Annotated in this window: 26 protein-coding genes; 16 read left to right on the top strand and 10 right to left on the bottom strand. The window is 65.0% G+C overall.

Going from position 1 to position 25,565, the window contains the following annotated elements; all coding sequences use genetic code 11:
• Positions 1-32 precede the first annotated feature (32 nt).
• Both ftsB and ispD read left to right on the top strand, forming a co-directional pair.
• Positions 33-317, top strand: a complete 285-nt coding sequence (gene ftsB / locus J5M67_RS11430; protein WP_017521200.1) for a cell division protein FtsB — start codon at positions 33-35, stop codon at positions 315-317.
• On the top strand, positions 314-1,012 hold the full coding sequence (gene ispD / locus J5M67_RS11425) for a 2-C-methyl-D-erythritol 4-phosphate cytidylyltransferase (protein ID WP_207885424.1): 699 nt from the start codon (positions 314-316) through the stop codon (positions 1,010-1,012). Before ftsB ends, ispD begins: the two co-directional genes overlap by 4 nt.
• A 272-nt stretch (positions 1,013-1,284) precedes the next feature.
• Here ispD and yedF read toward each other — a convergent pair whose 3' ends face one another.
• From yedF to J5M67_RS11410, 3 genes are all read right to left on the bottom strand, one after another.
• Positions 1,285-1,533: a sulfurtransferase-like selenium metabolism protein YedF gene (yedF, locus tag J5M67_RS11420; protein ID WP_081517905.1), complete on the bottom strand. Its 249-nt coding sequence runs from the start codon at positions 1,531-1,533 to the stop codon at positions 1,285-1,287.
• A complete protein-coding gene (yedE, locus tag J5M67_RS11415) occupies positions 1,499-2,725 on the bottom strand; it encodes a selenium metabolism membrane protein YedE/FdhT (RefSeq protein WP_207885423.1) in 1,227 nt (408 codons plus the stop codon). The genes yedF and yedE overlap by 35 nt, the downstream gene beginning before the upstream one ends.
• A gap of 68 nt (positions 2,726-2,793) precedes the next feature.
• Entirely contained in the window at positions 2,794-3,687 is an 894-nt protein-coding gene (locus J5M67_RS11410; protein WP_207885421.1) for a LysR substrate-binding domain-containing protein, read from the bottom strand.
• A 217-nt stretch (positions 3,688-3,904) separates the two neighbouring features.
• Between J5M67_RS11410 and J5M67_RS11405 the strand changes: the two genes are divergently transcribed.
• From J5M67_RS11405 to rpoS, 8 genes are all read left to right on the top strand, one after another.
• On the top strand, positions 3,905-5,017 hold the full coding sequence (locus J5M67_RS11405) for an S-(hydroxymethyl)glutathione dehydrogenase/class III alcohol dehydrogenase (protein ID WP_207885420.1): 1,113 nt from the start codon (positions 3,905-3,907) through the stop codon (positions 5,015-5,017).
• Between the two features lie 50 nt (positions 5,018-5,067).
• The gene (gene fghA / locus J5M67_RS11400; RefSeq protein ID WP_207885419.1) at positions 5,068-5,919 is read left to right on the top strand and encodes an S-formylglutathione hydrolase; all 852 of its coding nucleotides are present in this window, start codon (positions 5,068-5,070) and stop codon (positions 5,917-5,919) included.
• Between the two features lie 59 nt (positions 5,920-5,978).
• Positions 5,979-6,452 carry a 2-C-methyl-D-erythritol 2,4-cyclodiphosphate synthase gene (gene ispF / locus J5M67_RS11395; protein ID WP_207885418.1) on the top strand — a complete coding sequence of 158 codons (474 nt, stop codon included), beginning with the start codon at positions 5,979-5,981 and terminating at the stop codon, positions 6,450-6,452.
• The gene (truD, locus tag J5M67_RS11390; protein WP_207885417.1) at positions 6,449-7,507 is read left to right on the top strand and encodes a tRNA pseudouridine(13) synthase TruD; all 1,059 of its coding nucleotides are present in this window, start codon (positions 6,449-6,451) and stop codon (positions 7,505-7,507) included. Before ispF ends, truD begins: the two co-directional genes overlap by 4 nt.
• Positions 7,495-8,253: a 5'/3'-nucleotidase SurE gene (gene surE, locus J5M67_RS11385; protein ID WP_207885416.1), complete on the top strand. Its 759-nt coding sequence runs from the start codon at positions 7,495-7,497 to the stop codon at positions 8,251-8,253. Before truD ends, surE begins: the two co-directional genes overlap by 13 nt.
• A gap of 25 nt (positions 8,254-8,278) precedes the next feature.
• A complete protein-coding gene (locus J5M67_RS11380) occupies positions 8,279-8,914 on the top strand; it encodes a protein-L-isoaspartate(D-aspartate) O-methyltransferase (RefSeq protein WP_207885415.1) in 636 nt (211 codons plus the stop codon).
• Between the two features lie 89 nt (positions 8,915-9,003).
• Positions 9,004-9,840 (top strand): peptidoglycan DD-metalloendopeptidase family protein, encoded by an 837-nt coding sequence (locus J5M67_RS11375; RefSeq protein WP_243434630.1) that lies wholly within the window; start codon positions 9,004-9,006, stop codon positions 9,838-9,840.
• A 95-nt stretch (positions 9,841-9,935) separates the two neighbouring features.
• Positions 9,936-10,940, top strand: a complete 1,005-nt coding sequence (gene rpoS / locus J5M67_RS11370) for an RNA polymerase sigma factor RpoS (RefSeq protein WP_207885492.1) — start codon at positions 9,936-9,938, stop codon at positions 10,938-10,940.
• A gap of 445 nt (positions 10,941-11,385) precedes the next feature.
• On the opposite strand, the gene fdxA is transcribed toward rpoS, so the two are convergent.
• Both fdxA and mutS read right to left on the bottom strand, forming a co-directional pair.
• Positions 11,386-11,709, bottom strand: coding sequence for a ferredoxin FdxA (gene fdxA, locus J5M67_RS11365; RefSeq protein WP_207885413.1), 324 nt, complete (start codon positions 11,707-11,709; stop codon positions 11,386-11,388).
• Positions 11,710-11,775: 66 nt separating this feature from the next.
• Positions 11,776-14,349, bottom strand: a complete 2,574-nt coding sequence (mutS, locus tag J5M67_RS11360; RefSeq protein WP_207885412.1) for a DNA mismatch repair protein MutS — start codon at positions 14,347-14,349, stop codon at positions 11,776-11,778.
• 82 nt (positions 14,350-14,431) lie between these two features.
• On the opposite strand from mutS, the gene J5M67_RS11355 reads away from it, so the two are divergent.
• The 3 genes from J5M67_RS11355 (at position 14,432) to recX (ending at position 16,555) form a co-directional block, all read left to right on the top strand.
• The gene (locus J5M67_RS11355) at positions 14,432-14,944 is read left to right on the top strand and encodes a CinA family protein (protein WP_207885411.1); all 513 of its coding nucleotides are present in this window, start codon (positions 14,432-14,434) and stop codon (positions 14,942-14,944) included.
• An 85-nt stretch (positions 14,945-15,029) separates the two neighbouring features.
• Positions 15,030-16,085 carry a recombinase RecA gene (gene recA, locus J5M67_RS11350; RefSeq protein WP_152224972.1) on the top strand — a complete coding sequence of 352 codons (1,056 nt, stop codon included), beginning with the start codon at positions 15,030-15,032 and terminating at the stop codon, positions 16,083-16,085.
• A 5-nt stretch (positions 16,086-16,090) separates the two neighbouring features.
• The gene (recX, locus tag J5M67_RS11345; protein ID WP_207885410.1) at positions 16,091-16,555 is read left to right on the top strand and encodes a recombination regulator RecX; all 465 of its coding nucleotides are present in this window, start codon (positions 16,091-16,093) and stop codon (positions 16,553-16,555) included.
• A gap of 49 nt (positions 16,556-16,604) precedes the next feature.
• Here recX and J5M67_RS11340 read toward each other — a convergent pair whose 3' ends face one another.
• Both J5M67_RS11340 and J5M67_RS11335 read right to left on the bottom strand, forming a co-directional pair.
• Positions 16,605-17,678, bottom strand: a complete 1,074-nt coding sequence (locus J5M67_RS11340; RefSeq protein ID WP_207885409.1) for an LOG family protein — start codon at positions 17,676-17,678, stop codon at positions 16,605-16,607.
• 163 nt (positions 17,679-17,841) lie between these two features.
• On the bottom strand, positions 17,842-19,263 hold the full coding sequence (locus J5M67_RS11335) for an MBL fold metallo-hydrolase RNA specificity domain-containing protein (protein WP_207885408.1): 1,422 nt from the start codon (positions 19,261-19,263) through the stop codon (positions 17,842-17,844).
• A 122-nt stretch (positions 19,264-19,385) separates the two neighbouring features.
• On the opposite strand from J5M67_RS11335, the gene J5M67_RS11330 reads away from it, so the two are divergent.
• Positions 19,386-21,791, top strand: coding sequence for a xylulose 5-phosphate 3-epimerase (locus J5M67_RS11330; protein WP_207885407.1), 2,406 nt, complete (start codon positions 19,386-19,388; stop codon positions 21,789-21,791).
• A 39-nt stretch (positions 21,792-21,830) separates the two neighbouring features.
• Here the strand turns inward: J5M67_RS11330 and J5M67_RS11325 are convergent, their stop codons facing one another.
• Both J5M67_RS11325 and J5M67_RS11320 read right to left on the bottom strand, forming a co-directional pair.
• Positions 21,831-22,046 (bottom strand): DUF3820 family protein, encoded by a 216-nt coding sequence (locus tag J5M67_RS11325; protein WP_207885406.1) that lies wholly within the window; start codon positions 22,044-22,046, stop codon positions 21,831-21,833.
• A 12-nt stretch (positions 22,047-22,058) separates the two neighbouring features.
• Positions 22,059-22,466 carry a quorum-sensing-regulated virulence factor family protein gene (locus J5M67_RS11320; RefSeq protein ID WP_207885405.1) on the bottom strand — a complete coding sequence of 136 codons (408 nt, stop codon included), beginning with the start codon at positions 22,464-22,466 and terminating at the stop codon, positions 22,059-22,061.
• Between the two features lie 262 nt (positions 22,467-22,728).
• Between J5M67_RS11320 and J5M67_RS11315 the strand changes: the two genes are divergently transcribed.
• Entirely contained in the window at positions 22,729-23,445 is a 717-nt protein-coding gene (locus J5M67_RS11315) for a tRNA-uridine aminocarboxypropyltransferase (protein WP_207885404.1), read from the top strand.
• A 269-nt stretch (positions 23,446-23,714) separates the two neighbouring features.
• On the opposite strand, the gene J5M67_RS11310 is transcribed toward J5M67_RS11315, so the two are convergent.
• The gene (locus J5M67_RS11310; RefSeq protein ID WP_207885403.1) at positions 23,715-24,599 is read right to left on the bottom strand and encodes a DMT family transporter; all 885 of its coding nucleotides are present in this window, start codon (positions 24,597-24,599) and stop codon (positions 23,715-23,717) included.
• A 238-nt stretch (positions 24,600-24,837) separates the two neighbouring features.
• Here J5M67_RS11310 and erdR point away from each other — a divergent pair, with 238 nt between their 5' ends.
• The gene (erdR, locus tag J5M67_RS11305) at positions 24,838-25,488 is read left to right on the top strand and encodes a response regulator transcription factor ErdR (protein ID WP_207885402.1); all 651 of its coding nucleotides are present in this window, start codon (positions 24,838-24,840) and stop codon (positions 25,486-25,488) included.
• Positions 25,489-25,565: the final 77 nt, after the last annotated feature.

The raw sequence follows: 25,565 nt of genomic DNA, 5'->3' as shown, positions 1-25,565 counted from the left end.
GGAGCCACCCCTTTGCATATGGAGCTGATGGTTTGAGGTTACGTAGCCCTTACTGGCTGTTCGTCGTGCTGATCCTGGCGCTGGCCGGCCTGCAGTATCGCCTGTGGGTAGGCGATGGCAGCCTGGCACAGGTGCGCGACCTGCAGAAGCAGATCGCCGACCAGCAGGGCGAGAACGAGCGCCTGCTCGAGCGTAACCGCATCCTCGAGGCGGAAGTCGCCGAGCTCAAGAAAGGCACCGAGACCGTCGAGGAGCGTGCCCGCCACGAGCTCGGCATGGTCAAGGACAAGGAAACCCTCTACCAGCTCGCGCAATGACCACTCCCGCCTTCTGGGCCGTCATCCCGGCCGCCGGCATCGGATCGCGAATGCGCGCCGACCGCCCCAAGCAATACCTCGACCTCGCCGGTCGCAGCATTCTCGAACGCACCCTTGACTGTTTCCTCGGCCATCCCCGGCTGAAGGGCCTGGTGGTGTGCCTGGCCGCCGACGATCCCTGGTGGCCGACGCTGCCGAGCGCTTCCAACGAGCTGATCCAGCGTGCCGAAGGGGGCCGCGAGCGTGCCGATTCCGTACTCAATGGCCTGCTGCGTCTGACCGAACTGGGCGCCGGCATCGATGACTGGGTGCTGGTGCACGACGCCGCCCGGCCCAATCTGGCGCGTGCCGATCTGGATCGCCTGCTGGACGAGCTGGAGTTCGACGCCGTGGGGGGGCTGCTCGGCGTGCCCGCGCGGGATACGCTCAAGCGCGTCGGCGCCGATGGCCGTGTGCTGGAAACCATCGACCGCAGCGTGGTCTGGCAGGCCTACACCCCGCAGATGTTCCGCCTCGGCGCGCTGCATCGCGCGCTGGCCGATGCACTGGTGGCCGATGCGGCCATCACCGACGAGGCTTCAGCCATGGAGTGGGCGGGCTACAAGCCGCGCATGGTGGAAGGGCGCGTGGACAATATCAAGGTTACCACCCCGGAAGACCTGCAGCGCCTGCAGCGCAATTTCGCCAAACACTGAAGCCTTCGGAATCTCCCTGTAGGAGCGCGCCATGCGCGCGATTGCGGGCACGGCCCGCTCCTGCAGGGTGAGTCTGATGTTCGAGGCTGCGTAGGAGCAACTGTCTTTTGGGCTCCCGCGTTCGCGGGAGTGACGGGGCGATTCGCGCTCCTCTGCGTCATCCCCGCGAACGCGGGGACCCAGAAAACGACGTAGGAGCGGACTTTGTCCGCGATTGACTCGCATCGCGCCGGATACCATCGCGGACGGAGTCCGCTCCTACGAAAATCCCATCAGCCTAACAGCGGCACCTCGATCAGGAAGCGGAACAACGCCCCATGCTGCTCAACCGCCAGGCAATGATAGCCATGGCGCTTCGTGTCTTCCGGAATCCCATGCACCGACTGCGAACAATCGGTGATCACCTCCAGCAGATCGCCCGGCTTGAGCGTCTCCAGTGTTTCCAGGGTGGCGATGGCGTTGTACGGGCAGTGTTCGCCGCGCAGATCAAGCGACAGCGTCGGCGTCTTGGTGTCGGGCATCGGTGGTTTTCCGTTTGCGAGTGAAGCGTTGCGCGTTGAGTTGCACCAGCAGCATGCACAGGGCCAGGCCGGCGAAGGTGATCAGCAGGCCGCCGCCGGGACCGAACTCCTGCAGCAGGTTGAGTTTCGGATAGGGCAGGGCGAGGCGGGTTCCGAGCTGGTCCCAGTACACCGCGACCAGGGTGCCGCCGATCACGTTGCCGACGCCCACCACCCAGAAGTGCACCTGACCTTCCATCGAGCGGTACATCCAGCCGGTCTCGCAACCGCCGGCTAGCACGATGCCGATACCGAACAGTACGCCGCCGATCACGGCGTTCGGGCCCATCCAGAAAATCTTTGGCGGCAGGCCGTTGTGGATTGCGGCAAAGGTGCCGATGCAGGCAGCGGCCATGCCCAGCAGGATGCCCAGCGCGGCCTGGGTGCGGCCGGTGGTCCAGAGATCGCGGGCGGCGCTGGTGAAGCATATCTGCGCGCGCTCGATCAGGCCGCCGAACAGCAGGCCGAACAGGCAGGCCATGCCCAGCACCAGCGAGACTTCGAAACGCCAGGCGGCGAACAGCGCGGCAATCGCCAGCACACCCATGCCCAGGCGCCATTGCAGCCTGGCGCGGCGTGCCAGGGCTTCGGCGCTCGGCAGGGCCGCCGCCTTGCCGCCGACCTTCAACGGAATACGCAGGAAGGGCAGCAGGCTGATCTTCACCCCGAACCAGGCGCCGATCACGGTGGAGAACATGAAGGCCCAGGCGTGCACCGAGAACATCGGGATACCGGTGAAGAAGGCCGCCAGGTTGCAGCCCATGGCCAGGCGCGCGCCGAAGCCGGCGATCACCCCGCCGATCAGACCCTGCAGCAGGCGGCGCTTGCTGGTCGGCCAGCGCAGGCTGACGTTGCCGGCCCAGAGCGCGCAGACCAGTGCGCCAAGGAACATGCCGATGATCATCACGCCATCGATGCGATCCAGCGGCGTGCCCTGCAGGCCGATGATCTTGAAGTAGCTCCACTCCTGCGGCTGCAGGCCGAACCAGGACAGCACGTGGCCGCCCCAGCGGGTGAACTCGCCGGTGACCGCCCAGAAGGTGCCGGTCATGGCGAAGTAGTAGGCTGAAATGACGCCCAGGGCGACCAGGGTTGGAAGGGGGGACCAGAAGCGCAGCAGATAGCGCTCGCGGAAGGAAGATAGGGCTGACATCGCGTCGTCCTTGAAGCATTGGGTGGGAAACCGCGCATTTTAGCCAAGGCGATTTCCCGGTGCTTGCTTCACGGCAACGGAGACGGCTGAAGGTGCTGCAGGCCTTCCTTGAGGTGATCCACCAGTTGCCGGACCTTGGGCGACAGATGCCGCTGTTGCGGATAAAGCGCCCAGACCCCAGTGTTCGGTGGCTGGTGGGCGTCCAGCAGGGATACCAGACGCCCGCTGCGCAGGTGTTCCAGCACGTAGTAGTCCGGCAGCTGGCACAGGCCGAATCCCCGAAGTACCGCGTCGAGCACCGCCTGGCCACTGTTGCAGCGCCAGTTGCCCAGCACCCGGTGCTGGGTTTCGCGGCCGTCTTCCAGGAAGCTCCACTGGTCGCTGCTGCCCACCAGGCAATTGTGCTGCGCCAGCTCCGCCAGGCTTTGCGGCGAGCCGTGGCGCGCCAGGTATTCCGGGGTGGCGCAGAGGTACATCACCCGTGGCGCCAGGCGCGTCGCCACCAGCCGCGAGTCGCTCAGGCGGCCGAGGCGAATCGCCAGGTCGAAGCCTTCGTGGAGCAGGTCGAGCTGGCGGTTGGAGAGTTCGATCTCCACCCGCAACTGAGGGAAATGCGCCATGAACTCATTCACCAGCGGCACCACGAAGCGCTCGCCGTAGGCTACCGCGCAGGTCATGCGCAGCAGGCCCTTGGGTTCGGCGGACAGATCGCTGACCGCGCGCAGCGCTTCCTCACGGGCATCCTGCAGGCGCCGGCAATGCTGCAGGAAGGTCTGCCCAGCCTCGCTCAGCGTCACCTTGCGCGTGTTGCGATAGAGCAGGCGGGTCTGCAGGCGCTCCTCCAGCCGCGCCACCTGGCGGCTGACATGGGACGACGACACCCCCAGGCGTTCGGCGGCGGCGGTGAATTGGCCGGTTTCGGCGACGGCGACGAATTCGTCCAGTCCTTCCCAGCGGTGCATCTGGATTGTCCCTGTATGGCAATAATGTTTTGATTATTGCCTGATTATTCCCTGAAACGGGGTTTTCTACACTTCCAAGGCTTTAGGGTGCACTTTCTGCCAGCCGCCCTGAGCATTCCCCGACGTGGCCCGGTCCCGTCCCGGTTTCCCGGCGCAGAGCGCCGAACCCGTCCGCCCAGGCGGGCGTTGTCGTTTTCCTTCGTTCAGGAGTTCCCAGATGATCAAGTCCCGTGCCGCCGTCGCCTTCGCTCCCAACCAGCCGTTGGAAATCGTCGAAGTCGATGTGGCGCCGCCGCAGAAAGGCGAAGTGCTGGTACGCATCGTCGCCACCGGTGTCTGCCATACCGATGCCTACACCCTGTCCGGCCAGGATTCCGAGGGCGTGTTCCCCTGCATCCTCGGCCACGAAGGCGGTGGCATCGTCGAGGCGGTGGGCGAGGGCGTGACCTCGCTGAAAGTGGGCGACCACGTGATCCCGCTGTACACCGCCGAATGCCGTGAGTGCAAATTCTGCAAATCCGGCAAGACCAACCTTTGCCAGGCCGTGCGCGCCACCCAGGGCAAGGGCCTGATGCCCGACGGCACCAGCCGCTTCTCCTACAAGGGCGAGCCGATCTTCCACTACATGGGCTGCTCGACCTTCTCCGAGTACACCGTGCTGCCGGAAATCTCCCTGGCCAAGATCCCCGAAGAGGCACCGCTGGAGAAGGTCTGCCTGCTCGGCTGCGGCGTGACCACCGGCATCGGCGCGGTGCTGAACACCGCCAAGGTGGAAGAGGGCGCCACCGTCGCCATCTTCGGCCTGGGCGGCATCGGCCTGGCGGCGATCATCGGCGCGAAGATGGCCAAGGCCTCGCGCATCATTGCCATCGACATCAACCCGTCCAAGTTCGATATCGCCAAGGAACTGGGCGCCACCGACTTCGTCAATCCGAAGGACCATCAGAAGCCGATCCAGGACGTCATCGTCGAAATGACCGACGGTGGTGTGGACTATTCCTTCGAGTGCGTCGGCAACGTCCAACTGATGCGCGCGGCGCTGGAGTGCTGCCACAAGGGTTGGGGCGAATCCACCATCATCGGCGTCGCCGGTGCCGGCCAGGAAATCAGCACCCGTCCGTTCCAGCTGGTCACCGGCCGTGTCTGGCGTGGTTCCGCCTTCGGCGGCGTAAAAGGCCGCACCGAGCTGCCGAGCTACGTGGAGAAGGCGCAGAAGGGTGAAATCCCGCTGGATACCTTCATCACCCACACCATGGACCTGGAGAAGATCAACGAGGCCTTTGACCTGATGCACGAAGGCAAGAGCATCCGTTCCGTCATCCATTACTGATCGAAGTGCCGGGCGCGCGAGCGCCCGGCACCACAGGAGAGGAGGTTTCCATGACGGATTCCATCGAACTCATCAGCAGCCAGAAGAGTTTTGGCGGCTGGCATCAGCGCTATCGCCACCGTTCCGCAGCACTTGGCTGCGACATGGTCTTCGCGGTCTACCTACCGCCCCAGGCCGAGCCCGAGGCGGGTCTGCCGGTGCTGTACTGGTTGTCCGGCCTGACCTGCACCGACGAGAACTTCATGCAGAAGGCCGGCGCCCAGCGCATGGCGGCCGAACTGGGGCTGGTCATCGTCGCGCCGGATACCAGTCCGCGCGGCCCCGAGGTGCCGGGCGATCCCGACGGCGCCTGGGACTTCGGCCTTGGCGCCGGCTTCTACGTCAACGCCACGCAGGAGCCCTGGGCGCGGCATTACCGTATGCACGACTACGTGGTGCAGGAGCTGCCGGCGTTGATCGAGGCCAACTTCCCGGTTTCCCAGCGGCGCGGCATCAGCGGACACTCCATGGGCGGCCATGGCGCACTGGTCTGCGCGCTGCGCAATCCGGGGCGCTACCTGTCGCTGTCGGCCTTCGCGCCCATCACCCATCCGAGCGACTGCCCCTGGGGACAGAAGGCGCTGGGGCGCTTCCTCGGCGAGGACCCTTCCGCCTGGCGCGAGTGGGACGCGGTGGAGTTGCTGGCCAATGCCAGCGAGCGCCTGCCAATCCTGGTCGACCAGGGCGATCGTGATGACTTCCTGGCCGTCCAGCTCAAGCCAGAAGCCCTGCGCGAAGCGGCAGCGGCTGCCGGTCACCCGCTGGAGCTGCGCCTGCAGCCGGGCTATGACCATAGCTACTACTTCATTGCGAGCTTCATCGAGGATCACCTACGCCATCACGCCGCGGCGCTCTGTGGCTGACACCCTCGGGGCAGTGATCCGGTAGAATCAACGCCCTGACTTCAACAGGGCGTTTTTTCATGCGTATCGGACATGGCTACGACGTGCACCGCTTCGGCGAGGGCGACTTCATCACCCTCGGCGGCGTGCGCATTCCCCACAAGTTCGGGCTGATCGCCCATTCCGACGGCGACGTGCTGCTGCATGCCCTTTCCGATGCGCTGCTGGGCGCCTGTGCGTTGGGCGATATCGGCAAGCATTTCCCCGACACCGACCCGCAATTCAAGGGCGCCGACAGCCGCGCGCTGCTGCGCCACGTGCTGGGCCTGGTGGAGGCCAAGGGCTGGAAAGTGGAAAACGTCGACACCACCATCATCGCCCAGGCACCGAAGATGGCACCGCACATCCAGATCATGCGCGAAACCATTGCCGCGGACCTGAAGGTCGAGCTCGACCAGGTCAACGTCAAGGCCACCACCACCGAGAAACTCGGCTTCACCGGCCGCGAAGAGGGCATCGCGGTACACGCTGTCGCCCTGCTGAGCCGCGCATGACCGAGCTGGAACTGCTGGGGCCGCGCGCCCACGGGGAGCCTTGCGGGCGCGGCGTGTTGAAGGCCGTGGCTGAGGACTTCCAGGTCGACGAAGTGCTGGACATTCCGCTGGCGGGTGACGGCGAACACCTGTGGCTGTGGGTGGAAAAGCGCGGCCTGAATACCGAGGAAGCGGCGCGTCGCCTGGCCCGTGCCGCCGGCGTGCCGGTGAAGATGATCAGCTATGCCGGCCTCAAGGACCGCCAGGCACTGACCCGCCAGTGGTTCAGCCTGCACCTGCCGGGCAAGGCCGACCCGGACCTGTCCGCCGCCGAAGACGACAGCCTGCGCATCCTCGAACGCAATCGCCATCGCCGTAAACTGCAGCGCGGCGCGCATTCCGCCAATGGCTTCACTCTGCGCCTGACCGAGCTGCAGGCGGACCGCGAGCAATTGGATGCGCGGCTGAAGGCCGTCGCGGCGATGGGCGTGCCCAACTACTTCGGCACGCAGCGCTTCGGCCATGACGGTGGCAACGTCTTCGACGCGCGGGCCTTCGCCGAGCGCGGCAAATTGCCGGATCACCGCAATATCCGCTCGCGCCTGCTCTCGGCCGCACGCAGTTACCTGTTCAACCAGGTGCTGGCGCGGCGCGTGGCACAAGGAAGCTGGAACCGGGCCCAGGTCGGCGATCTGCTGGCGTTCACCGACAGTCGCAGCTTCTTCCCGGCGGGCGAGGCGGAATGCACCGATCCGCGCCTGGCGGCACTGGACCTGCATCCCACCGGGCCGATGTGGGGCGAGGGCGATTCTCCGGCCTGCGGTGCGCCCGGCGACATCGAGCGCAGCGTGCAACAGGCGGAGATGGCGCTTTGCCAGTGGCTTGCCGGTGCGGACCTGGCGCACGAACGGCGCATTCTGCGCCTCCCCATCCCGGGCCTGGCATGGCATTATCCCGCCCCTGACATTCTGCAACTGGAATTCGTCCTGCCGGCTGGCTGCTTCGCCACCGCGGTCGTGCGCGAGCTGATCGAACTCGTGCCGGCAGGGCAGACGGAAAACCCATGCGCATATTGATTGCCAACGACGACGGGGTGACTGCACCCGGTATCGCCGCGCTTTACGACGCGCTGTCCGATCATGCGGACTGCGTCGTGATCGCCCCGGAAGCCGACCGTAGCGGAGCGAGCAGCTCGCTGACGCTGGACCGGCCGCTGCATCCCCATCGACTGGGCAATGGCTTCATCAGCCTCAACGGCACTCCGACCGACTGCGTGCACCTGGGCCTCAACGGCCTGCTGGACGAACTGCCGGACATGGTCGTGTCGGGTATCAACCTGGGCGCCAACCTGGGGGACGACGTGCTCTATTCGGGCACCGTGGCGGCTGCCCTGGAAGGGCGTTTCCTGTCCCGCCCGGCGTTCGCCTTCTCGCTGTGCTCGCGCCTGACGGACAACCTGCCTGCCGCGATGCACTTCGCTCGCCTGCTGGTGGAGTCCCACGAAAAGCTCGACCTGCCGCCGCGCACCGTGCTCAACGTGAACATCCCCAACCTGCCGCTGGAGCGCATCAAAGGCATCCAGATGACCCGCCTGGGCCATCGCGCCCGCGCCGCCGCGCCGGTGAAGGTGGTCAACCCGCGCGGCAAGGAAGGCTACTGGATCGCCGCCGCCGGCGATGCCGAGGATGGCGGAGAGGGCACTGATTTCCATGCGGTGATGCAGGGCTACGTATCCATCACCCCGCTGCAGATGGACCGGACCTTCCGCGAGGCGTTCAATATCCTTGGCGATTGGATCGGAGGGCTCGACCATGGCCAATGAAATGTCTCGCCGCGGCGGGATTGGGATGACCTCCCAGCGCACCCGCGAGCGGCTGATCCAGCGCTTGTACGAGGAAGGCCTGTCCAACGCCCATGTGCTCGAGGTGATTCGCCGCACGCCGCGTCACCTCTTCGTCGACGAGGCGCTGTCGCATCGCGCCTACGAGGACACGGCACTGCCCATCGGGCATAACCAGACCATTTCGCAGCCCTTCATGGTGGCGCGGATGACCGAGCTGTTGCTGGCTGCCGGCCCCCTCGACAAGGTGCTGGAGATCGGCACTGGCTCCGGTTACCAGACCGCCGTGCTGTCGCAGCTGGTCGAACGGGTGTTCTCGGTCGAGCGCATCCAGGCGCTGCAGGATCGTGCCAAAGAGCGACTTGCGGAGCTAAACCTGAGAAATGTTGTCTTTCGTTGGGGTGATGGCTGGGAAGGCTGGTCGGCGCTGGCGCCATACAACGGCATCATCGTTACCGCGGCGGCGGCAGAAGTCCCGCAAGCCCTGCTGGACCAGCTGGCCCCTGGCGGGCGCCTGGTGATTCCGGTAGGGGCCGGCGAGGTTCAGCAGCTGCTGCTGATCGTCCGCACCGAAGAGGGTTTCCAGCGCCAGGTGCTGGACTCCGTGCGTTTCGTTCCGCTGCTCAACGGCCCGCTGGGCTGAAACACGCGCAGCGACAGCGGATACAATACTGGCCGACAGGCTGGACGTAATTTCATGGACAAGGGGGATGGGTGAGCTTGACAGCGACCCTGCGACAACGGAACTGGATCAAGGGCCTGGGGCACGCTGTGCTGGCCATTGCCGTTTGCTCTCTGCTGGCGGCCTGTTCTACCTCATCTCGCAGCGGCACCACCGTGGTCGACGGCGGCGCTTCCGCGCGCAAACCGGCGGTGACCAGCGGCCAGTACGTGGTACGTCGCGGCGACACCCTGTACTCCATTGCCTTCCGCTATGGCTGGGACTGGAAAGCCCTGGCCGCACGCAACAAGATCGACGCGCCTTACACCATCCGGCCCGGGCAAACGATTCGTTTCGATGGCGGCCCGTCTGCGATACAACCGTCCGTCGCCAAAACTACCGCGCCCGTCGCACCGGTAGTTGTCAATAAACCGGCTTCCGATACGTCCAGTGCCAGTAAACCGACTTCTTCCGCTACAGCGCCCTCGTCGCAGGCCAGCGCCAGCAGCCCAACTCCGGCACCCTCGGGCGGTGGTGTAAGTGGCTGGATATGGCCAACCAATGGCACGCTGATTGGGCGTTTTGCATCAAACGGCAGTTTGAATAAAGGGATTGATATAGCTGGGCAATTGGGCCAGCCTGTCTTGGCTGCGTCTAATGGCACGGTGGTGTACGCCGGTAGTGGTTTGCGGGGCTACGGCGAACTCGTGATCATCAAGCACAGCGATACCTACGTAAGCGCCTACGGTCACAACCGCAGGTTGCTGGTGCGGGAAGGGCAACAGGTCAAAGTCGGGCAGAACATTGCCGAGATGGGCTCCACAGGGACTGACCGGGTGAAGCTGCACTTTGAGATTCGCCGCCAGGGTAAGCCTGTCGATCCTCTGCAATACCTGCCAAATCGTTGACGTTTGCTGTTCCCCGGCGTGGGTGAGCGGGCCTCGGTGTCCTAAGGATAAGGACGCACCGGGGCTTGTTGTCGAACTCAGCAAGGGATAACGACATGGCACTCAAAAAAGAAGGGCCGGAGTTTGACGTCGATGATGAAGTGCTCCTTCTCGAGCCTGGCATCATCTTTGAAGAATCGCTTGCCGAAGAGCAGGTATCGCTTCAAGTCACTCCCAAAGCCTCTCCACTCTCCTCTCTCAAGCAACACAAGCACATCGACTACACCCGGGCGCTCGACGCGACCCAGCTGTATCTGAACGAAATCGGCTTTTCGCCGCTGCTGACCCCGGAAGAAGAAGTCCACTTCGCGCGTCTTGCGCAGAGGGGCGATCCGGCCGGCCGGCGGAGGATGATCGAGAGTAACCTGCGTCTGGTGGTGAAGATCGCGCGGCGCTACGTCAATCGCGGCCTCTCGCTGCTCGATCTGATCGAAGAGGGCAACCTCGGGCTGATCCGGGCGGTGGAAAAGTTCGATCCGGAGCGTGGCTTCCGCTTCTCCACCTATGCGACCTGGTGGATTCGACAGACCATCGAACGGGCCATCATGAACCAGACCCGCACCATTCGCCTGCCGATCCATGTGGTCAAGGAACTCAACGTCTACCTGCGGGCGGCTCGCGAGCTGACCCAGAAGCTGGACCACGAGCCTTCTCCCGAGGAAATCGCCAACCTGCTCGAGAAGCCGGTGGACGAGGTCAAGCGCATGCTCGGTCTCAACGAGCGGGTGACCTCCGTGGACGTCTCGCTCGGCCCGGATTCCGACAAGACGCTGCTCGACACGCTCACGGACGATCGGCCCACCGATCCCTGCGAGTTGCTGCAGGATGACGATCTGAGCGAGAGCATCGACCTGTGGTTGTCGGAGCTGACCGATAAGCAGCGGGAAGTGGTGATTCGCCGCTTCGGCCTGCGCGGGCATGAAAGCAGCACCCTGGAAGAGGTCGGGCAGGAAATCGGCCTGACCCGCGAGCGGGTTCGCCAGATCCAGGTCGAGGCCCTCAAGCGTCTGCGTGAGATCCTCGAGAAGAACGGTCTCTCCAGCGATGCCCTGTTCCAGTAACGCCTCGATCCGATAACAATGGTCGACCACGAAAAAGCCCGGAGAATTCCGGGCTTTTTTATGCGTCGTGATGTAAGCATTCGCTTACAAGGCGTGTGAGCGTTCAGCTTGAAATACTGCTCGCCAGGGCTTCTTAATTATTTATCTTATTGTTTTATAAGGATTTTATTGTTCTGTGTCAGCGTGAGAGGCGAGCTCTTGGGGCAAACTGACCCGGTTGCTGCGCTGCGGGAGCCGAGTAATATCACTCCTGCGTACACGGAAAGGCGCACCCGGTAAGGATACCGGTCAGGACATCGCAGGATGCGATTCATCAGGATGATGAAGAAAGGAAGAAAGAGTGGGCGGGTTATCCCGCCCCTTTTTTTGCCCGCAGAAAAGTGCTGCAGCTGAAAGCAAAAGGCCCGCGCGAGGCGGGCCTTCATATTTCTGCAGATCGCTGAGATCAGCGCTCCAGGTGTTGCAGCTTGTTCGGCTTGCCGTCCCACTCTTCGGCGTCCGGCAGCGAATCCTTCTTCTCGGTGATGTTCGGCCAGACGTCGGCCAGATCCTTGTTCAGCTCGATGAATTCCTGCATGCCATCCGGGACCTCGTCCTCGGAGAAGATCGCCTGGGCTGGGCACTCCGGTTCGCACAGGGCGCAGTCGATGCACTCATCCGGGTGAATGACCAGGAAGTTCGGGCCTTCGTAGAAGCAGTCGACCGGGCAGACTTCCACGCAGTCGGTGTATTTGCACTTGATGCAGTTGTCGGTGACGACGAAGGTCATTTTCTAATTCTCTCCTCAGGCGGGCGGCAAAGCGCGCGCGATTCTAGCAGCTTGTTTCACGGTCCGTCAGACTCGCATCTTCCATGCATATAACAAATCGAGAGCTTGGCGCGGTGTCAGGTCGTCGGGACTGATGCGCATCAGCTCGTCGACAACCGGGTGCGGCAGGCTGGCGAACAGGTCGCTCTGCAGCGGCGCCGGGCTTTTCGGGTCATTCGAGCGCGGGGCTTCGTGGGGCAGGCTGGTGGTTTCCAGACGAGCCAGGTGTTCGCGGGCGCGCTGAATTACCGCACCTGGCACGCCGGCCAACTGGGCTACCGCCAGGCCGTAACTCTGGCTGGCCGGGCCGGGCAATACGTGGTGCAGGAAGACGATGCGCTCGTTGTGCTCGGTGGCGTTGAGGTGCACGTTGGCCACCGCCGGTTCGCTTTCCGGCAGCACGGTCAGCTCGAAATAGTGGGTCGCGAACAGCGTGAAGGCGCGCAGCCTGGCCAGATGCTCGGCGGCGGACCAGGCCAGCGACAGGCCATCGAAGGTGCTGGTGCCGCGGCCCACTTCGTCCATCAGCACCAGGCTGCGGTCAGTGGCGTTGTGCAGGATGTTCGCGGTTTCGCTCATTTCCACCATGAAGGTGGAGCGGCCGCCAGCGAGGTCGTCGGAAGAGCCGATACGGGTGAAGATGCGGTCCACCAGGGACAGCTCGCAGCGCGCAGCCGGGACGAAGCTGCCGATGTGCGCCAGCAGCACGATCAGCGCCGTTTGCCGCATATAGGTTGATTTACCGCCCATGTTCGGGCCGGTAATCACCAGCATGCGGGTGTCCTGGTCGAGGTTCAGATCGTTGGCGACGAACGGCGTGTCCAGAACCTGCTCGACCACCGGGTGACGGCCCTGCTCGATCAGGATGCCCGACTCCTCGACGAAGCGCGGGCGGTTCAGGTCGAGGTTCAGCGCGCGTTCGGCAAGGTTCGACAGCACATCCAGTTCGGCCAGCGCAGCGGCGGTGTCCTGCAGCGGCGCCAACTGGGCGATCAGCAGTTCCAGCAGTTCTTCGTAAAGCTGTTTCTCACGTGCCAGGGCGCGGCTCTGGGCGGACAGCGCCTTGTCTTCGAAGGCCTTCAGCTCCGGCGTGATGAAGCGCTCGGCGCCTTTCAGGGTCTGCCGACGGATGTAGTCGGCGGGCGCCTGCTCGGCTTGCACGCGAGGCAGTTCGATGTAGTAGCCGTGGATGCGGTTGTAGCCGACCTTCAGGTTCGGCAGGCCGGTGCGGGCCTTTTCCCGGGTTTCCAGGTCCATCAGGTACTGGCCGGCGTTCTCGCTGAGCATCTGCAGCTCGTCCAACTCGGCGTCGTAGCCACGGGCAATCACACCACCATCGCGGATCACCGCCGGCGGGTTCTCGATCACGGCGCGGGCCAGCAGGTCGGCCAGTTCCGGGTAGGTGCGGATGTTGACCGCCAGTTGGCCGAGGTGCGGGGCTTCCAGTTCGGTCATGCCGTTCTGCAGCTCGGGCAGGGCGGCGAGGGCATCGCGCAGGCGGGCGAGGTCGCGGGGGCGGGCGTTACGCAGGCCGATACGGGCCAGGATGCGCTCGACGTCGCCAATTTCCTTCAGCTGCGGCTGGATGATCTCGAAGCGATAGCGCTCCAGCAGGCAGGCGATGGACTCCTGACGCGCTTCGAGCACGGCGCGGTCGCGCAGCGGGCGGTTCAGCCAGCGGGTCAGCAGGCGGCTGCCCATGGCGGTCTGGCAACGGTCGACCACCGACTGCAGGGTGTTGTCGCGGCCACCGGCAAGGTTGGTGTCCAGCTCCAGGTTGCGGCGGCTGGCGCCGTCGAGGATCACCGTATCGTCGATGCGCTCATGGCGCAGGCTGCGCAGGTGCGGCAGGGCGGTGCGCTGGGTTTCCTTGGCGTAGGCCAGCAGGCAGCCGGCGGCGCCGATGGCCAGGGTCAGTTCCTGGCAGCCGAAGCCCTTGAGGTCCTGCACGCCGAATTGCTGGCACAGGCTCTTTTTCGCCGAGTCGCGATCGAAGTCCCAGGGCGCGCGGCGGTGCGCGCCACGGCGTTTCTCCGCCGGCAGGCCCTGGGGCCAGTCGTCGGGGATCAGCAGCTCGGCGGGGTTCATCCGCTCCAGTTCGGCCAGCAGGGTTTCCCAGCCCTTGATTTCCTGGACGTTGAAGCGGCCGCTGGTGATGTCCAGCACGGCCAGGCCGAACAGGCGCTCGTCGCCCAGCACGGCGGCGATCAGGTTGTCGCGGCGCTCGTCCAGCAGCGCTTCGTCGCTGACGGTGCCGGGAGTCAGGATGCGCACCACCTGGCGCTCCACCGGGCCCTTGCTGGTGGCCGGGTCGCCGATCTGCTCGCAGATCACCACCGACTCGCCCAGCTTCACCAGCTTGGCCAGGTAGCCTTCGGCGGAGTGGAAGGGGATGCCGGCCATGGGAATGGAATTGCCGGCGGACTGGCCGCGCGCGGTTAGGGTGATGTCGAGCAGCTTGGCGGCCTTCTTGGCGTCCTCGTAGAACAGTTCGTAGAAGTCGCCCATGCGGTAGAACATCAACTGATCCGGATGCTGGTTCTTCAGCTTCCAGTACTGCTGCATCATCGGTGTGTGGGCGGAGAGGTCGCTCTGACTCATGGCTTCTGGCTGTCCGGCTTCAACATGCAAAAGCGCCTAGTGTACGGTATCCGCCTGACCTTCTTTAACCCCGGAGCGCACCGTGCCCGTCACCGATTCTTCGATCACTGAACTCTCCGCCCGACTGGGTGAGCGGCTGGCCGCCAGCAAGCTGCGCGTCACCACCGCCGAATCCTGCACCGGCGGCGGGATCGCCGAGGCGATCACGCGCATTCCCGGCAGCTCGGCCTGGTTCGAGGCTGGCTACGTCACCTACTCCAATGCGCAGAAAACCCGCCAGCTGGACGTGCCGGCCGAGCTGTTCCCCACGGTCGGCGCCGTCAGCCGTGAAGTGGTCGAGGCCATGGTTGCCGGAGCCTTGCCGCGCAGCGGTGCGGATATCGCCGTGGCGGTCAGCGGAGTTGCCGGTCCGGATGGCGGTTCTGCCGAGAAGCCTGTAGGCACAGTCTGGCTGGCCTGGCGGAAAGGCGAACAAGTGTTCAGCGAACGCCGTTTGTATGCCGGCGATCGGGAGGCGGTGCGCCGGCAGACCGTGGCGACCGCTCTGGCCGGGCTGTTGCGACTGGCGGACGGGGAAAATCCGCTCCAGGGGTAGGCGAGCGGCTTGCCCTGTGGAATAATACTGGCTACTTATACAGTTGTTCGTGGCCGTCCGGCCCCCTGACTTCGCGAGGACTTCAATGGACGAGAACAAGAAGCGCGCCCTGGCCGCGGCCCTGGGACAGATCGAACGCCAATTCGGCAAAGGCGCGGTCATGCGCATGGGCGACCATGAGCGTCAGGCCATTCCGGCCATCTCCACCGGCTCGCTGGGCCTGGACATCGCCCTGGGCATCGGCGGCCTGCCGAAGGGCCGTATCGTCGAGATCTACGGTCCGGAATCCTCGGGTAAGACCACCCTGACCCTGTCGGTCATCGCCCAGGCTCAGAAAGCTGGCGCCACCTGCGCCTTCGTCGACGCCGAACACGCGCTGGACCCGGACTACGCCGGCAAGCTGGGCGTCAACGTCGACGACCTGCTGGTTTCCCAGCCGGACACCGGCGAACAGGCCCTGGAAATCACCGACATGCTGGTGCGCTCCAACGCCGTTGACGTGATCATCGTCGACTCCGTGGCGGCCCTGGTACCCAAGGCCGAAATCGAAGGCGAGATGGGCGATCAGCACGTCGGCCTGCAGGCGCGCCTGATGTCCCAGGCCCTGCGCAAGATCACCGGCAACATCAAGAACGCCAACTGCCTGGTCATCTTCATCAACCAGATCCGTATGAAGATCGGTGTGATGTTCGGCAACCCGGAAACCACCACCGGCGGTAACGCGCTGAAGTTCTACTCCTCCGTCCGTCTCGACATCCGTCGTACCGGCGCGGTGAAGGAAGGCGACGAGGTGGTCGGCAGCGAAACCCGCGTCAAGGTCGTGAAGAACAAGGTCGCGCCGCCCTTCCGTCAGGCCGAGTTCCAGATCATGTACGGCCGCGGCATCTACCGCACCGGCGAGATCATCGACCTGGGCGTGCAACTGGGCCTGATCGAGAAATCCGGCGCCTGGTACAGCTACCAGGGCAACAAGATCGGCCAGGGCAAGGCCAATGCCGCCAAGTTCCTGGAAGACAACACCGAGATCTGCAACACCCTCGACAAGGCCATCCGCGAGCAGCTGCTGACCAACCAGCCGGCGCCGACCAAGGCCGAACTCGCGGCGGCGGAAGCCGAAGCGGAAGCTGAAGCCGACTACTGATAGCCATGTCCGTCGAGCTCGATAACCCCGTCGCGGTGCGGCGGGTCGCCATGGACCTGCTGGCACGACGCGAGCACGGCCGGGCGGAGCTCTCGCGCAAGCTGCGGCAACGCGGTGCTGCGCAGGAACTGATCGACCCCGCCCTCGACCGTCTGGCCGAGGAGGGGTTGCTCAACGAAAGCCGCTACCTGGAAAGCTACATCGCCAGCCGTGCGCGGGCCGGATACGGTCCGGTGCGGATTCGCGAGGAGCTGTCGCAACGCGGTTTGCCCCGTGGCGAAATCGACAATGCCCTGAGCGAATCGGGCGTCGATTGGAGTGAAAACCTGCGCGAGGTCTGGCGTCGCAAGTTCGCCCGGCTGCCGCAGGACGCCCGCGAGCGGGCCCAGCAGGGGCGGTTCCTGAGCTATCGGGGATACTCGATGGAAGCCATCAGTCGACTCTTGAGCGGTCGACGGTCGGACGACTGAAACGAAGAAGGCACCCACTCGGGGGCCTTCGTCATTTTGGGGCTGTGAATCAACGTGCCCAGTTTTCCGGCTGGTTGATGAAGTTCAGCAGTTCACGCAGCCGCCCCTGGTCGCGTCCATTGAAGGCGAAGGCCAGGCGGGTGAGGTGGGAGAACTCCGGTTCGTCCAGTTCCGATTCGCTGTAGGGTTGCTGGTGGAAGCCATCGGTTACGCAGAGGCTGCCGAACTCCTGTTCCAGCAGTTCCAGCGCGCGAGTGCTCAGGGGGTGGTTCAGGCGGATCACGAAGCGATCCTTGAGCCAGCGGCTGGAGTGGAAGTTGCTGTAGAACTGGGCGATCTCTTCCGCTGCCTCGTCGGCCGAGTGCACCAGTTTCATCAGGTTCATGTCGCTGGGCAGGATATAGCCGTTGTCTTCCAGTTGTTCCTTGATGAATTCCAGTGCGTGATCCCAGTAATGCCCGCCGGGCTGGTCGAGCAGCACCACGGGGACCAGCGGGCTCTTGCCGGTCTGGATCAGGGTGAGCACTTCCAGCGCCTCGTCGAGGGTGCCGAAGCCGCCGGGGCAGAGCACCAGGGCGTCCGCTTCCTTGACGAAGAACAGCTTGCGCAGGAAGAAGAAGTGGAACGACAGCAGGTTGCTGGTGCCGTCCACGATGCGGTTGGCGTGCTGCTCGAAGGGCAAAGTGATGTTGAAACCGAGGCTGTTTTCCAGTCCGGCGCCTTCATGGGCCGCCGCCATGATGCCGCCACCGGCGCCGGTGATGACCATCATGTCGTAGCGGGCCAGGGTTTCGCCCAATTCGCGGGCCAGGGTGTAGACCGGATGGTCGACCGGTGTGCGGGCCGAGCCGAATACCGTGACTTTGCGGCGACGCTTGAACTGCTCCAGGGTGCTGAAGGCGTGCTCCATCTCGCGCAGGGTCTGCATCATGATCTTGGCGTCCCAGCGGTTGCGGTCGGCCTGGGCCATGCGGGCGACGGTGGTGAGCATCTCGCGGTAGAGCGGCAGGTTCTGGCTGTTGCCGGGGGCGGCCAGTTCGGCCAGCTCCTCGATCTTCTGCGTCAGGTCGGTGCCGCTGGTCTGGAAGTGTCTGGAGAGGTAGTCGTCGGGCTCATAGGGCATGTTGATACTCCTTGTTCATCAACCCCTGTTGGCCTGTCCATGCGCCGCGGCCTGTCACGCAAGGTGTCGTCGGGACGGAAATCGCGTGCGTCATGCGCAGGTCTCATGCAGGAGGCCTGTGCAGTCTGACACGCGGGGTGTGACAGTCCGTGAGACCTCCACTTCAGATCGCTATCCGGTCCCCCGGTTCCGGAATGTTCGCGTTCCAGTTCAGGCGTTCGTGGAGTGCTCTCTGCAGCGCATCCATTTTTTCTCGTTCGCCATGTATCAGGTATAGCTCGGGTTTGTGTTCGAAGTGGCCAACCCACTGAATTAATTGCGATTGTCCGGCATGCGCGGAGAACCCGCCGAGGGTGTGGATCTGCGCTTTCACGCCGATGCGCTGGCGCAGGATGCGCACCGACTCGGCGCCGTCGACGATGGCGCGGCCCAGTGTGCCCTTGGCCTGGAAGCCGGGGAAGACGATATGGCACTCCTCGCGCCAGAGGTTGTGCTTGAGGTGGTGGACGATCCGTCCGCCGGTGCACATGCCGCTGCCGGCGATGATGATCGCGCCACTCTGGATGCGGTTCAGCGCCATGGATTCCTCGGCGCTCTGGGTGGTGCGCAGGATCGGCAGCCACTCGCCCACCTTCGCCGTGCCGGTGCCGCGCATGTATTCGCGGTCGACGTCGGCGATTTCGCCGATGTGCTGCAGGTAGATGCGGTTGGCCTGGGCGGCCATTGGGCTGTCGAGGTAGACCACCTGCTGCGGCAGGCGACCTTCCTGGTAGAAACGGCCCAGATAGTAGATGAGGTCCTGGGTGCGACCGACGGCGAAGGACGGGATCAGCACGTTGCCGCCGTCACGCTGGGCCTGCGCCAGGATTCCGGCCAGTTCCAGCAGCGTCTCGTTGGCGTCGCGATGATCTCGGTCGCCGTAGGTGGATTCCAGCAAGACCACGTCGGCGCGGGTCAGCGGCGTTGGCGTGCGCATCAGTGGCGAGCAGGTACTGCCCAGGTCGCCGGAGAACACCAGGCGGCGGGTCGTGCCGAATTCGTGGATCTCGATCTCGACGATGGCCGAGCCGAGGATGTGGCCGGCGTTGTGGAAGGTGATGCGAATGCCCGGCGCGACTTCGACCGTGCTGCCATAGCTGACTGGCCGGCGCTGGTTCAGTGCGCGGGAGGCGTCCTCCAGGGTGTACAGCGGTTGGACCGGCGGCCGGTTGAGGCGAGCGCGCCACTTGTTCTCCCACTCGGCGTCCTTTTCCTGGATGTGTGCCGAGTCCATCAGCATCAGCTCCAGCAGGTCGCAGCAGGATTCGGTGGCATAGATCGGCCCCTTGTAGCCTTCCTTGGCCAGGCGCGGCAGCAGGCCGCTGTGGTCGAGATGGGCGTGGGACAGCACCACCGCGTCGAGTGCCTTGGGGTCGAACGGGAAGGGCGTGCGGTTGCTCGCTTCGTTGTCGCGGGTGCCTTTGCTCGGGCTGCGTCCCTGGCGCATGCCGCATTCGAGCAAGACGCGTACGCCATCACGGGTTTCCAGCAGGTAGCAGGAACCGGTGACTTCCTGGATCGCACCGATGAAGGTGAGTAGCGCCATGTCGCCTCCTGGTCGGAATTTTCTTTCAGCCTTGCCCGATTGGTCGGACGGGGCGTTGATACATGTCAGCGCCCCCTCGGTCTGGCGACCTAGACTCCCTGTCATACCCCAGGAGAGTCGTCATGTCCCAGATCCTGCCCAGCCCGGAAGAGCTTGCCGCCCATGCGTCCGCCGAACCGGCATATGCCCAATGGCTGCATGGCCGAGGTCCGCTTCAGCATAGCCCGCAGACCCAGGCGGCGGTCTTCCGCATGGCTCATCAATTGGTCCAGTACCGCCTCCAGCCGGACCTGGCCAGTGTCTACCGACTGTTCGGCGCGCTGGACCAACTCACCTGCGCCGGCCTCTGGCTGGTGGCGCACATGACCTATGCCCGCCGCGTGCGCCTGGACGGCGCGCCGCTCGAGGCCGAGGACTTCAAGGCGCAGCCCGAGGGGCATACCGGTGGTGCGTTGAACATAGTGCCGGCCTACGCCGGCTACCTGGCGCTCAATGCCTTGAGCGGCAAGACGCGGGGCTGGCTGATGGGGCAGGGGCATTGCGTAGCGGCGATCGATGCGTTGAACGTGCTGACCGGCAATCTGCATGCGGAACAGACCGCCGCCTACGGGCAGGGCGAGGCCGGGCTGAATCGGCTGGTGCAGGACTTCTACAGCTATGTCCAGGCATCCGACGGCAGGGTGGCCGCGCCGCTTGGCAGCCATGTCAATCCGCATACCGCCGGCGGTATCGCCGAAGGCGGCTACCTCGGTTTTGCCGAGTTGATGTATGCGCACATGCCGTTGCCAGGCGAAACCCTGGTGGCCTTTCTCTCCGACGGCGCCGCCGAGGAGCAGCGCGGCAGCGACTGGATTCCCCGCTGGTGGCGCGCCGAGGATTGCGGCGCGGCGTTGCCGGTGATGATCGCCAACGGCCGGCGCATCGAACAGCGCACTGACCTGGGCACCCATGAGGGGCTCGAAGGCTTCAAGCAGCACCTGCGCCGTTGCGGTTTCGACCCCATCAGCTTCGACGGTCGTGACCCGGCGGCGTTCGTCTGTGCCCTGTGGGAAATGGAACAGCGGCTGGAGCACCGGGTGGAGGAAATGGCCCGCGGCATCCTCCGCTATCCCCTGCCGATTCCCTACGGTATCGCCGAAACGGTCAAGGGCTACGGCTTCTATGGCGCCGGCAGCAATGCCGCACACAACCTGCCGCTGCCGGGCAACCCGAGCGAGGATGCGCGCGCGCGCGAACTGTTCAACCAGCATGTGGCGCCGCTCTGGGTCGAGCCGCACGCCCTGAGTGATGCCTGCGCGCTGTTCAGCGCCTCACGCGCGGGCCGGGGGCTGGAGCGGGACAACCCACTGGCGGTGCGCCGCCCCATCGAACCGTCGATCCCCGAACTGCATTACCGCAGCGATTTCTGCTCGCCGATGGCGGCCCTGGACCGCTTCTACGTGGACCTGTGCGCGGCGAACACCGACCTGCGCGCTCGCGTCGGCAACCCGGACGAGCTGGCGAGCAATCGCCTGGGCGGTGTCCTCAAGGCGCTAAAGCATCGGGTATGCGAGCCGGAGAGTGAGCTGGAAGCAGTCGACGGACGGGTGATCACCGCCCTCAACGAGGAGGCGGTGGTCTCCGCCTGCCTGGCCAACCAGGGCGGGCTCAACCTGGTGGCGAGCTATGAAGCCTTCTGCGTGAAGATGCTGGGTGCGGTGCGCCAGACGCTCATCTTCGCCCGCCAGCAGAAGGAAGTCGGCCGCCCCGCCGGATGGCTCGGCTGGCCGCTGGTGGCGACTTCGCACACCTGGGAGAACGGCAAGAACCAGCAGTCGCACCAGGACACCACCTTCTGCGAGGCGCTGCTCGGCGAGATGAGCGACATGGTGCGGGTGGTCTTCCCCGCCGACCACAACAGCGCGCTGGCGCTGCTGCCGGAGATCTACCGCAGCCGTGGGCAACTGGCCTGCATGGTGATTCCCAAGCGCGAACGTCCCTCGGAGTTCAGTCCTGCCCAGGCCGAGCAACTGGCCCGTGACGGCGCGCTGGTGCTGGAGGAGCATCCGGGCGCCGATCCGCTGCTGCTGATCGCCAACGGCAGCTATCAACTGACGGAGATGCGCCGCGCAGCGATGCGCCTGGAGGAGGCCGGTTACCCGTACCGGCTGGTGTACCTGCAGGAGCCTGGCCGCTTCCGCGCGCCGCGCGACAACTGGGAACTGCAGGCGGTCGCCGACGAGGCGCTGACCGCCCGGCTGTTCCCGGACCAATGCGAGCGCCGGATATTGCTGACCCACATGCGCCCGGAAGTGGCGCGTGGGCATCTCTGGCCGATCCTGCCGAACGCGCTGAAAACTTCGGTACTGGGTTACCGCAACCAGGGCGGCACGCTCGACGAGGCGGGCATGCTGTTCGCCAACCGCGCCTGCTGGGCCAATGTGCTGGTCGCCTGTGCACGCCTGATGGACGTGCCGCGCACGGCTCTGCTGACGCCCGAGGAGGCGGCGGCAGTGGCGGGGCTGGGCGATCCGGCGTTGCTGCGCTGAGGCATGACGCGCAACCGTCGGCGGACGGTTGCGCGGGGTTCAGCGTTTCAGCGGTTTGATCAGGCCGTCGAGGCCGTCGATCTTCAGCTCCAGGGTCAGCTGCATCAGCTGGCCCAGCTCACCCTTGGGGAACCCACCCTTGCGGTGGAACCACAGCAGGTACTCTTCCGGCAGGTCTACCAGCATGCGTCCCTGGTACTTGCCGAAGGGCATCGGCGTGCGCGCGATCTTCAGCAACTGCAGTTTGTCGAGCATGCCGGGGCGCGGTTACTTCTGCAGCTTGATCTTGCAGCTGCCGGCATCGAAGCGCTCGGTGGCGACCGGGGCGTTGGTCTTGTACTCGGTGAAGCTGTAGGTGAGGATCGCGCCCTTGGCCAGCAGCTGGCGGTAGCCGGTGTTGGCGCAGACGCTGTCGCCCAGCTGGCTGCGTACGCTGTCGGGGTTGGCGCGCATGCGCTCGGCGTGGCTGGCGCGTACGCTGAGGTGGTTGATCAGCTGGTTGCCCTCGACGGTATAGCCCTGGTCGAGGATGTCCTCGTTGATCGCGCGCGGGGTGCCCTCGCTGCTTTCCTTGGCGACCTTGTCCAGCATGCTGGACAGTTCGTAGTCCTTCTTCGAGGCCGCGTGCGCGACGGGGAGGACGAGACAGAGGGCGAGGGCGGTGAGGCGCAGCATGGGCATCTCCTGACAATGGTGCCGATTCGACCGTGCGGACCGATTTGGGTTCGCCGGTTATTTCAAGGCCGCCATTGTCCCTGAAAAGCGAGTCCGTGCCGAGAAACAGTTGTCACACGGACGGCGAACGCCCGCTGCGGGCGATTCGCCGGTCGTCCGGATCGGGGCGGGGGCGGCTCTGGTACAATCGCCGGCCTGCCTTCGTCGTTCTGTCCGAGTCATCGATGTTCCGATTCCTTCCTTCCATCGCGGCGGCGCAGCCATGAGCCACGCCGTTGCCCGTCTGCGCGATGAGCGCCTGGCCCGTTGCGTCAAGCCGTTCGTGGCCCGTGGTTCGCGCTCGCCGCGTTGCGCCGGTTGCCGCCTGCGGCCGAACTACTGCATGTGCGACCTGCGTCCGCAGGTGGAGTCGAACGCGGCGATGTGCCTGGTGATGTTCGACACCGAACCGCTCAAGCCCAGCAACACCGGCTGGCTGATCGCCGAGACGGTGCCCGACACCTGGGCGTTCGGCTGGTCGCGCATCGAGGTCGATCCGGCCCTGGTGGCCTTGCTCGACGATCCGCAGTGGCAGCCCTATGTGGTCTTCCCCGGCGAGTTCGTCCAGCCCGAGCGGGTGGTGACCGAGGTGGTGCCCCAGGAGGGCAAGCGCCCGCTGTTCATCCTGCTGGACGCGACCTGGAACGAGGCGCGCAAGATGTTCCGCAAGAGCCCGTACCTGGACCGTTTCCCGGTGTTGAGCATTACCCCCGATGCGCTGTCGCGCTACCGCCTGCGCCGCTCCAAGTTCGACGAGCACCTGTGTACCGCGGAAGTGGCGGCACTGTGTCTGGGGCTGGCCGGCGACCGCCGCGCCGGGGACGCGCTGGATGCCTACCTGGACGTATTCAGCGAGCGCTACCTGGGCTCCAAGCGCCAGCAGCCGCTGGATGAGCAGAGCCCGGCGCATCAGGCGCTGAGGCCGTTTACCCAGCGCTGAACTGGTTGCTCTGGCGCTGGGACGAGCGTAGGAGCAACTGTCTTTTGGGCTCCCGCGTTCGCGGGAGTGACGGTTTTGTGCATAGTCCTCCGCAATCGTCATCCCCGCGAACGCGGGGATCCAGAAGAAGGTAGAAGCGGACTTTGTCCGCGATGGCTGCGTTTGGCAATCACTGCCCAGACGGAGTGGGGAGGGTGGATCGATCGCGGACGGAGTCCGCTCCTGCGTCAGCCGGGACGCGCGCGGGCTGAGCGTAGGAGCGCGGTGCTTCAGGCTACCTTCGCTTCAATCTTCTTCGGCCACAGCTGTGCCACCAGCATGCCGGCCAGCATCAGCGCACAGCCGATGTAGCCGCGCAGGTGCAGGTTTTCGTCGAGGAAGAGTGCACCGGCAATGGCAGCAAATACCGCCTCCAGCGAAAGGATGATCGCCGCGTGGGAGGCGATGGCGTGCTTCTGTGCCACGACCTGCAGGGTGAAACCGGTGGCGACGCCGAACAGGCCGCCGTAGATCAGTGCGGGACCGGCCTGGACGATGGCCGCCCAGTGAATCTCTTCGAAGATCAGCGCCAGGATCAGGCTCACCACCGAGCAGGTGACGAACTGCAGGAAGGCCAGGCGGATCGGGTCGTAGCGGCTGGCGAACAGGCCCACCAGCAGCATGTGGCCACCCCAGACGAAGGCGCCGGTCAGTTGCAGCCAGTCGCCGGAGGCAACCTGGAAGTCCGGCCCGATGCTCAGCAAGGCCATGCCGACCACAGCCAGCGCCGCGGCCAGCCAGGTGCCGACGCTGGCACGATGGCCGAACAGCAGCCCCAGCAGCGGCACGATGATGACGTACAGCCCGGTGATGAAGCCGGAGTTGGTGACGCTGGTGAACAGCAGGCCGACCTGCTGCAGGTTGATCCCCAGGGTCAGCGCAACGCCGATGGCCAGACCCGCCAGCAGCAGGCCGCGGTTGAACGGCTGGGCACCGCGCTTGCGCGACCAGGCCAGCAGCGGCAGCAGCGCCACAGCGCCCAGGGCGAAGCGCAGGCCGGTGTAGAGGAACGGGCCGATGGCGTCCATCCCCAGACGCTGCGCGACGAAGGAAACCCCCCAGATCATCGCGGTAAACAGCATCAGGATATCGGCGCGCAGCGCGTGGCTTTTCATCTTGTTGTTCTCGAACGGCAGGAAAAGAGCGGAACTCTGCCGCAAGCCCGGGCGGTTGGAAAGGGGCGCGCCTTGCGCGCGGGCGCAACGGCACGTGTACCGGGCTTGCATTGGCGCGGACACCGGGGGCTGTCTTTGCGTACAATGCACGGGCAGTGCTCTATCCGGCTCCGACCTTTCCTGCGCAGGTTTGGCTGTTATCCACGGCAAGACTCGGCGCGGCCTTCAAGGAATTTCCATGGCTTCCTACGAGATCCTGATCGCTGACGATCACCCGCTGTTCCGCAGTGCTCTGCACCAGGCCCTGACCATCGGCCTCGGACCCGAGGCGCGACTGTCGGAGGCGGCGAGCATCGCGGAGCTGGAAGCCAGGCTGAACGAAAAGGCGGACTGGGACCTGGTCCTGCTGGACCTGAACATGCCCGGCGCCTACGGCTTCTCTGGCCTGGTGCTGTTGCGCGGGCAGTATCCGCAGATTCCGGTGGTGATGGTCTCGGCCCAGGAAGACGCCGCCGTGGTGCAGCGCTCCCGCGAGTTCGGCGCCAGCGGTTTCATTCCCAAGTCCAGCGAGATGGGCACCCTGCAGCAGGCCGTACGCGCGGTGCTCGACGGCGACGTCTGGTGGCCGCCGCAGGTGGATGCGGCGACCGAGATGAGCGAGGAAGTTCGCGCGGCCAGCGCCGGCCTTGCCAGCCTCACGCCGCAGCAGTTCCGCGTGCTGACCATGGTCTGCGAAGGCCTGCTGAACAAGCAGATCGCCTTCGAGCTGAACGTCTCCGAAGCCACGGTGAAGGCCCACGTCACCGCGATCTTCCGCAAACTCAACGTACGCACCCGCACCCAGGCGGCGCTGCTGCTGCAACAGATGGAGTCGGTCCCGGGGGCGTGACTTCGTCACATCCTGTCAAACCGAATGACCCCTTTTTTACGCGCACTGGTATAGAGTGCCGCGACTTTTACCTGTGA

It is taken from the genome of Pseudomonas sp. 30_B (assembly GCF_017491605.1).
Taxonomy (GTDB): domain Bacteria; phylum Pseudomonadota; class Gammaproteobacteria; order Pseudomonadales; family Pseudomonadaceae; genus Pseudomonas.
This window is presented reverse-complemented; position numbering and strand designations above follow the sequence as displayed.

Bases quoted from the DNA above. Each gene is read 5' to 3' on its own strand.
- ispD (WP_207885424.1), top strand. From the start codon at position 314: ATGACCACTCCCGCCTTCTGGGCCGTCATCCCGGCCGCCGGCATCGGA.
- yedF (WP_081517905.1), bottom strand. From the start codon at position 1,533: ATGCCCGACACCAAGACGCCGACGCTGTCGCTTGATCTGCGCGGCGAA.
- yedE (WP_207885423.1), bottom strand. From the start codon at position 2,725: ATGTCAGCCCTATCTTCCTTCCGCGAGCGCTATCTGCTGCGCTTCTGG.
- J5M67_RS11410 (WP_207885421.1), bottom strand. From the start codon at position 3,687: ATGCACCGCTGGGAAGGACTGGACGAATTCGTCGCCGTCGCCGAAACC.
- J5M67_RS11405 (WP_207885420.1), top strand. From the start codon at position 3,905: ATGATCAAGTCCCGTGCCGCCGTCGCCTTCGCTCCCAACCAGCCGTTG.
- fghA (WP_207885419.1), top strand. From the start codon at position 5,068: ATGACGGATTCCATCGAACTCATCAGCAGCCAGAAGAGTTTTGGCGGC.
- ispF (WP_207885418.1), top strand. From the start codon at position 5,979: ATGCGTATCGGACATGGCTACGACGTGCACCGCTTCGGCGAGGGCGAC.
- truD (WP_207885417.1), top strand. From the start codon at position 6,449: ATGACCGAGCTGGAACTGCTGGGGCCGCGCGCCCACGGGGAGCCTTGC.
- surE (WP_207885416.1), top strand. From the start codon at position 7,495: ATGCGCATATTGATTGCCAACGACGACGGGGTGACTGCACCCGGTATC.
- J5M67_RS11380 (WP_207885415.1), top strand. From the start codon at position 8,279: ATGACCTCCCAGCGCACCCGCGAGCGGCTGATCCAGCGCTTGTACGAG.
- rpoS (WP_207885492.1), top strand. From the start codon at position 9,936: ATGGCACTCAAAAAAGAAGGGCCGGAGTTTGACGTCGATGATGAAGTG.
- fdxA (WP_207885413.1), bottom strand. From the start codon at position 11,709: ATGACCTTCGTCGTCACCGACAACTGCATCAAGTGCAAATACACCGAC.
- mutS (WP_207885412.1), bottom strand. From the start codon at position 14,349: ATGAGTCAGAGCGACCTCTCCGCCCACACACCGATGATGCAGCAGTAC.
- recA (WP_152224972.1), top strand. From the start codon at position 15,030: ATGGACGAGAACAAGAAGCGCGCCCTGGCCGCGGCCCTGGGACAGATC.
- recX (WP_207885410.1), top strand. From the start codon at position 16,091: ATGTCCGTCGAGCTCGATAACCCCGTCGCGGTGCGGCGGGTCGCCATG.
- J5M67_RS11340 (WP_207885409.1), bottom strand. From the start codon at position 17,678: ATGCCCTATGAGCCCGACGACTACCTCTCCAGACACTTCCAGACCAGC.
- J5M67_RS11335 (WP_207885408.1), bottom strand. From the start codon at position 19,263: ATGGCGCTACTCACCTTCATCGGTGCGATCCAGGAAGTCACCGGTTCC.
- J5M67_RS11330 (WP_207885407.1), top strand. From the start codon at position 19,386: ATGTCCCAGATCCTGCCCAGCCCGGAAGAGCTTGCCGCCCATGCGTCC.
- J5M67_RS11325 (WP_207885406.1), bottom strand. From the start codon at position 22,046: ATGCTCGACAAACTGCAGTTGCTGAAGATCGCGCGCACGCCGATGCCC.
- J5M67_RS11320 (WP_207885405.1), bottom strand. From the start codon at position 22,466: ATGCTGCGCCTCACCGCCCTCGCCCTCTGTCTCGTCCTCCCCGTCGCG.
- J5M67_RS11315 (WP_207885404.1), top strand. From the start codon at position 22,729: ATGAGCCACGCCGTTGCCCGTCTGCGCGATGAGCGCCTGGCCCGTTGC.
- J5M67_RS11310 (WP_207885403.1), bottom strand. From the start codon at position 24,599: ATGAAAAGCCACGCGCTGCGCGCCGATATCCTGATGCTGTTTACCGCG.
- erdR (WP_207885402.1), top strand. From the start codon at position 24,838: ATGGCTTCCTACGAGATCCTGATCGCTGACGATCACCCGCTGTTCCGC.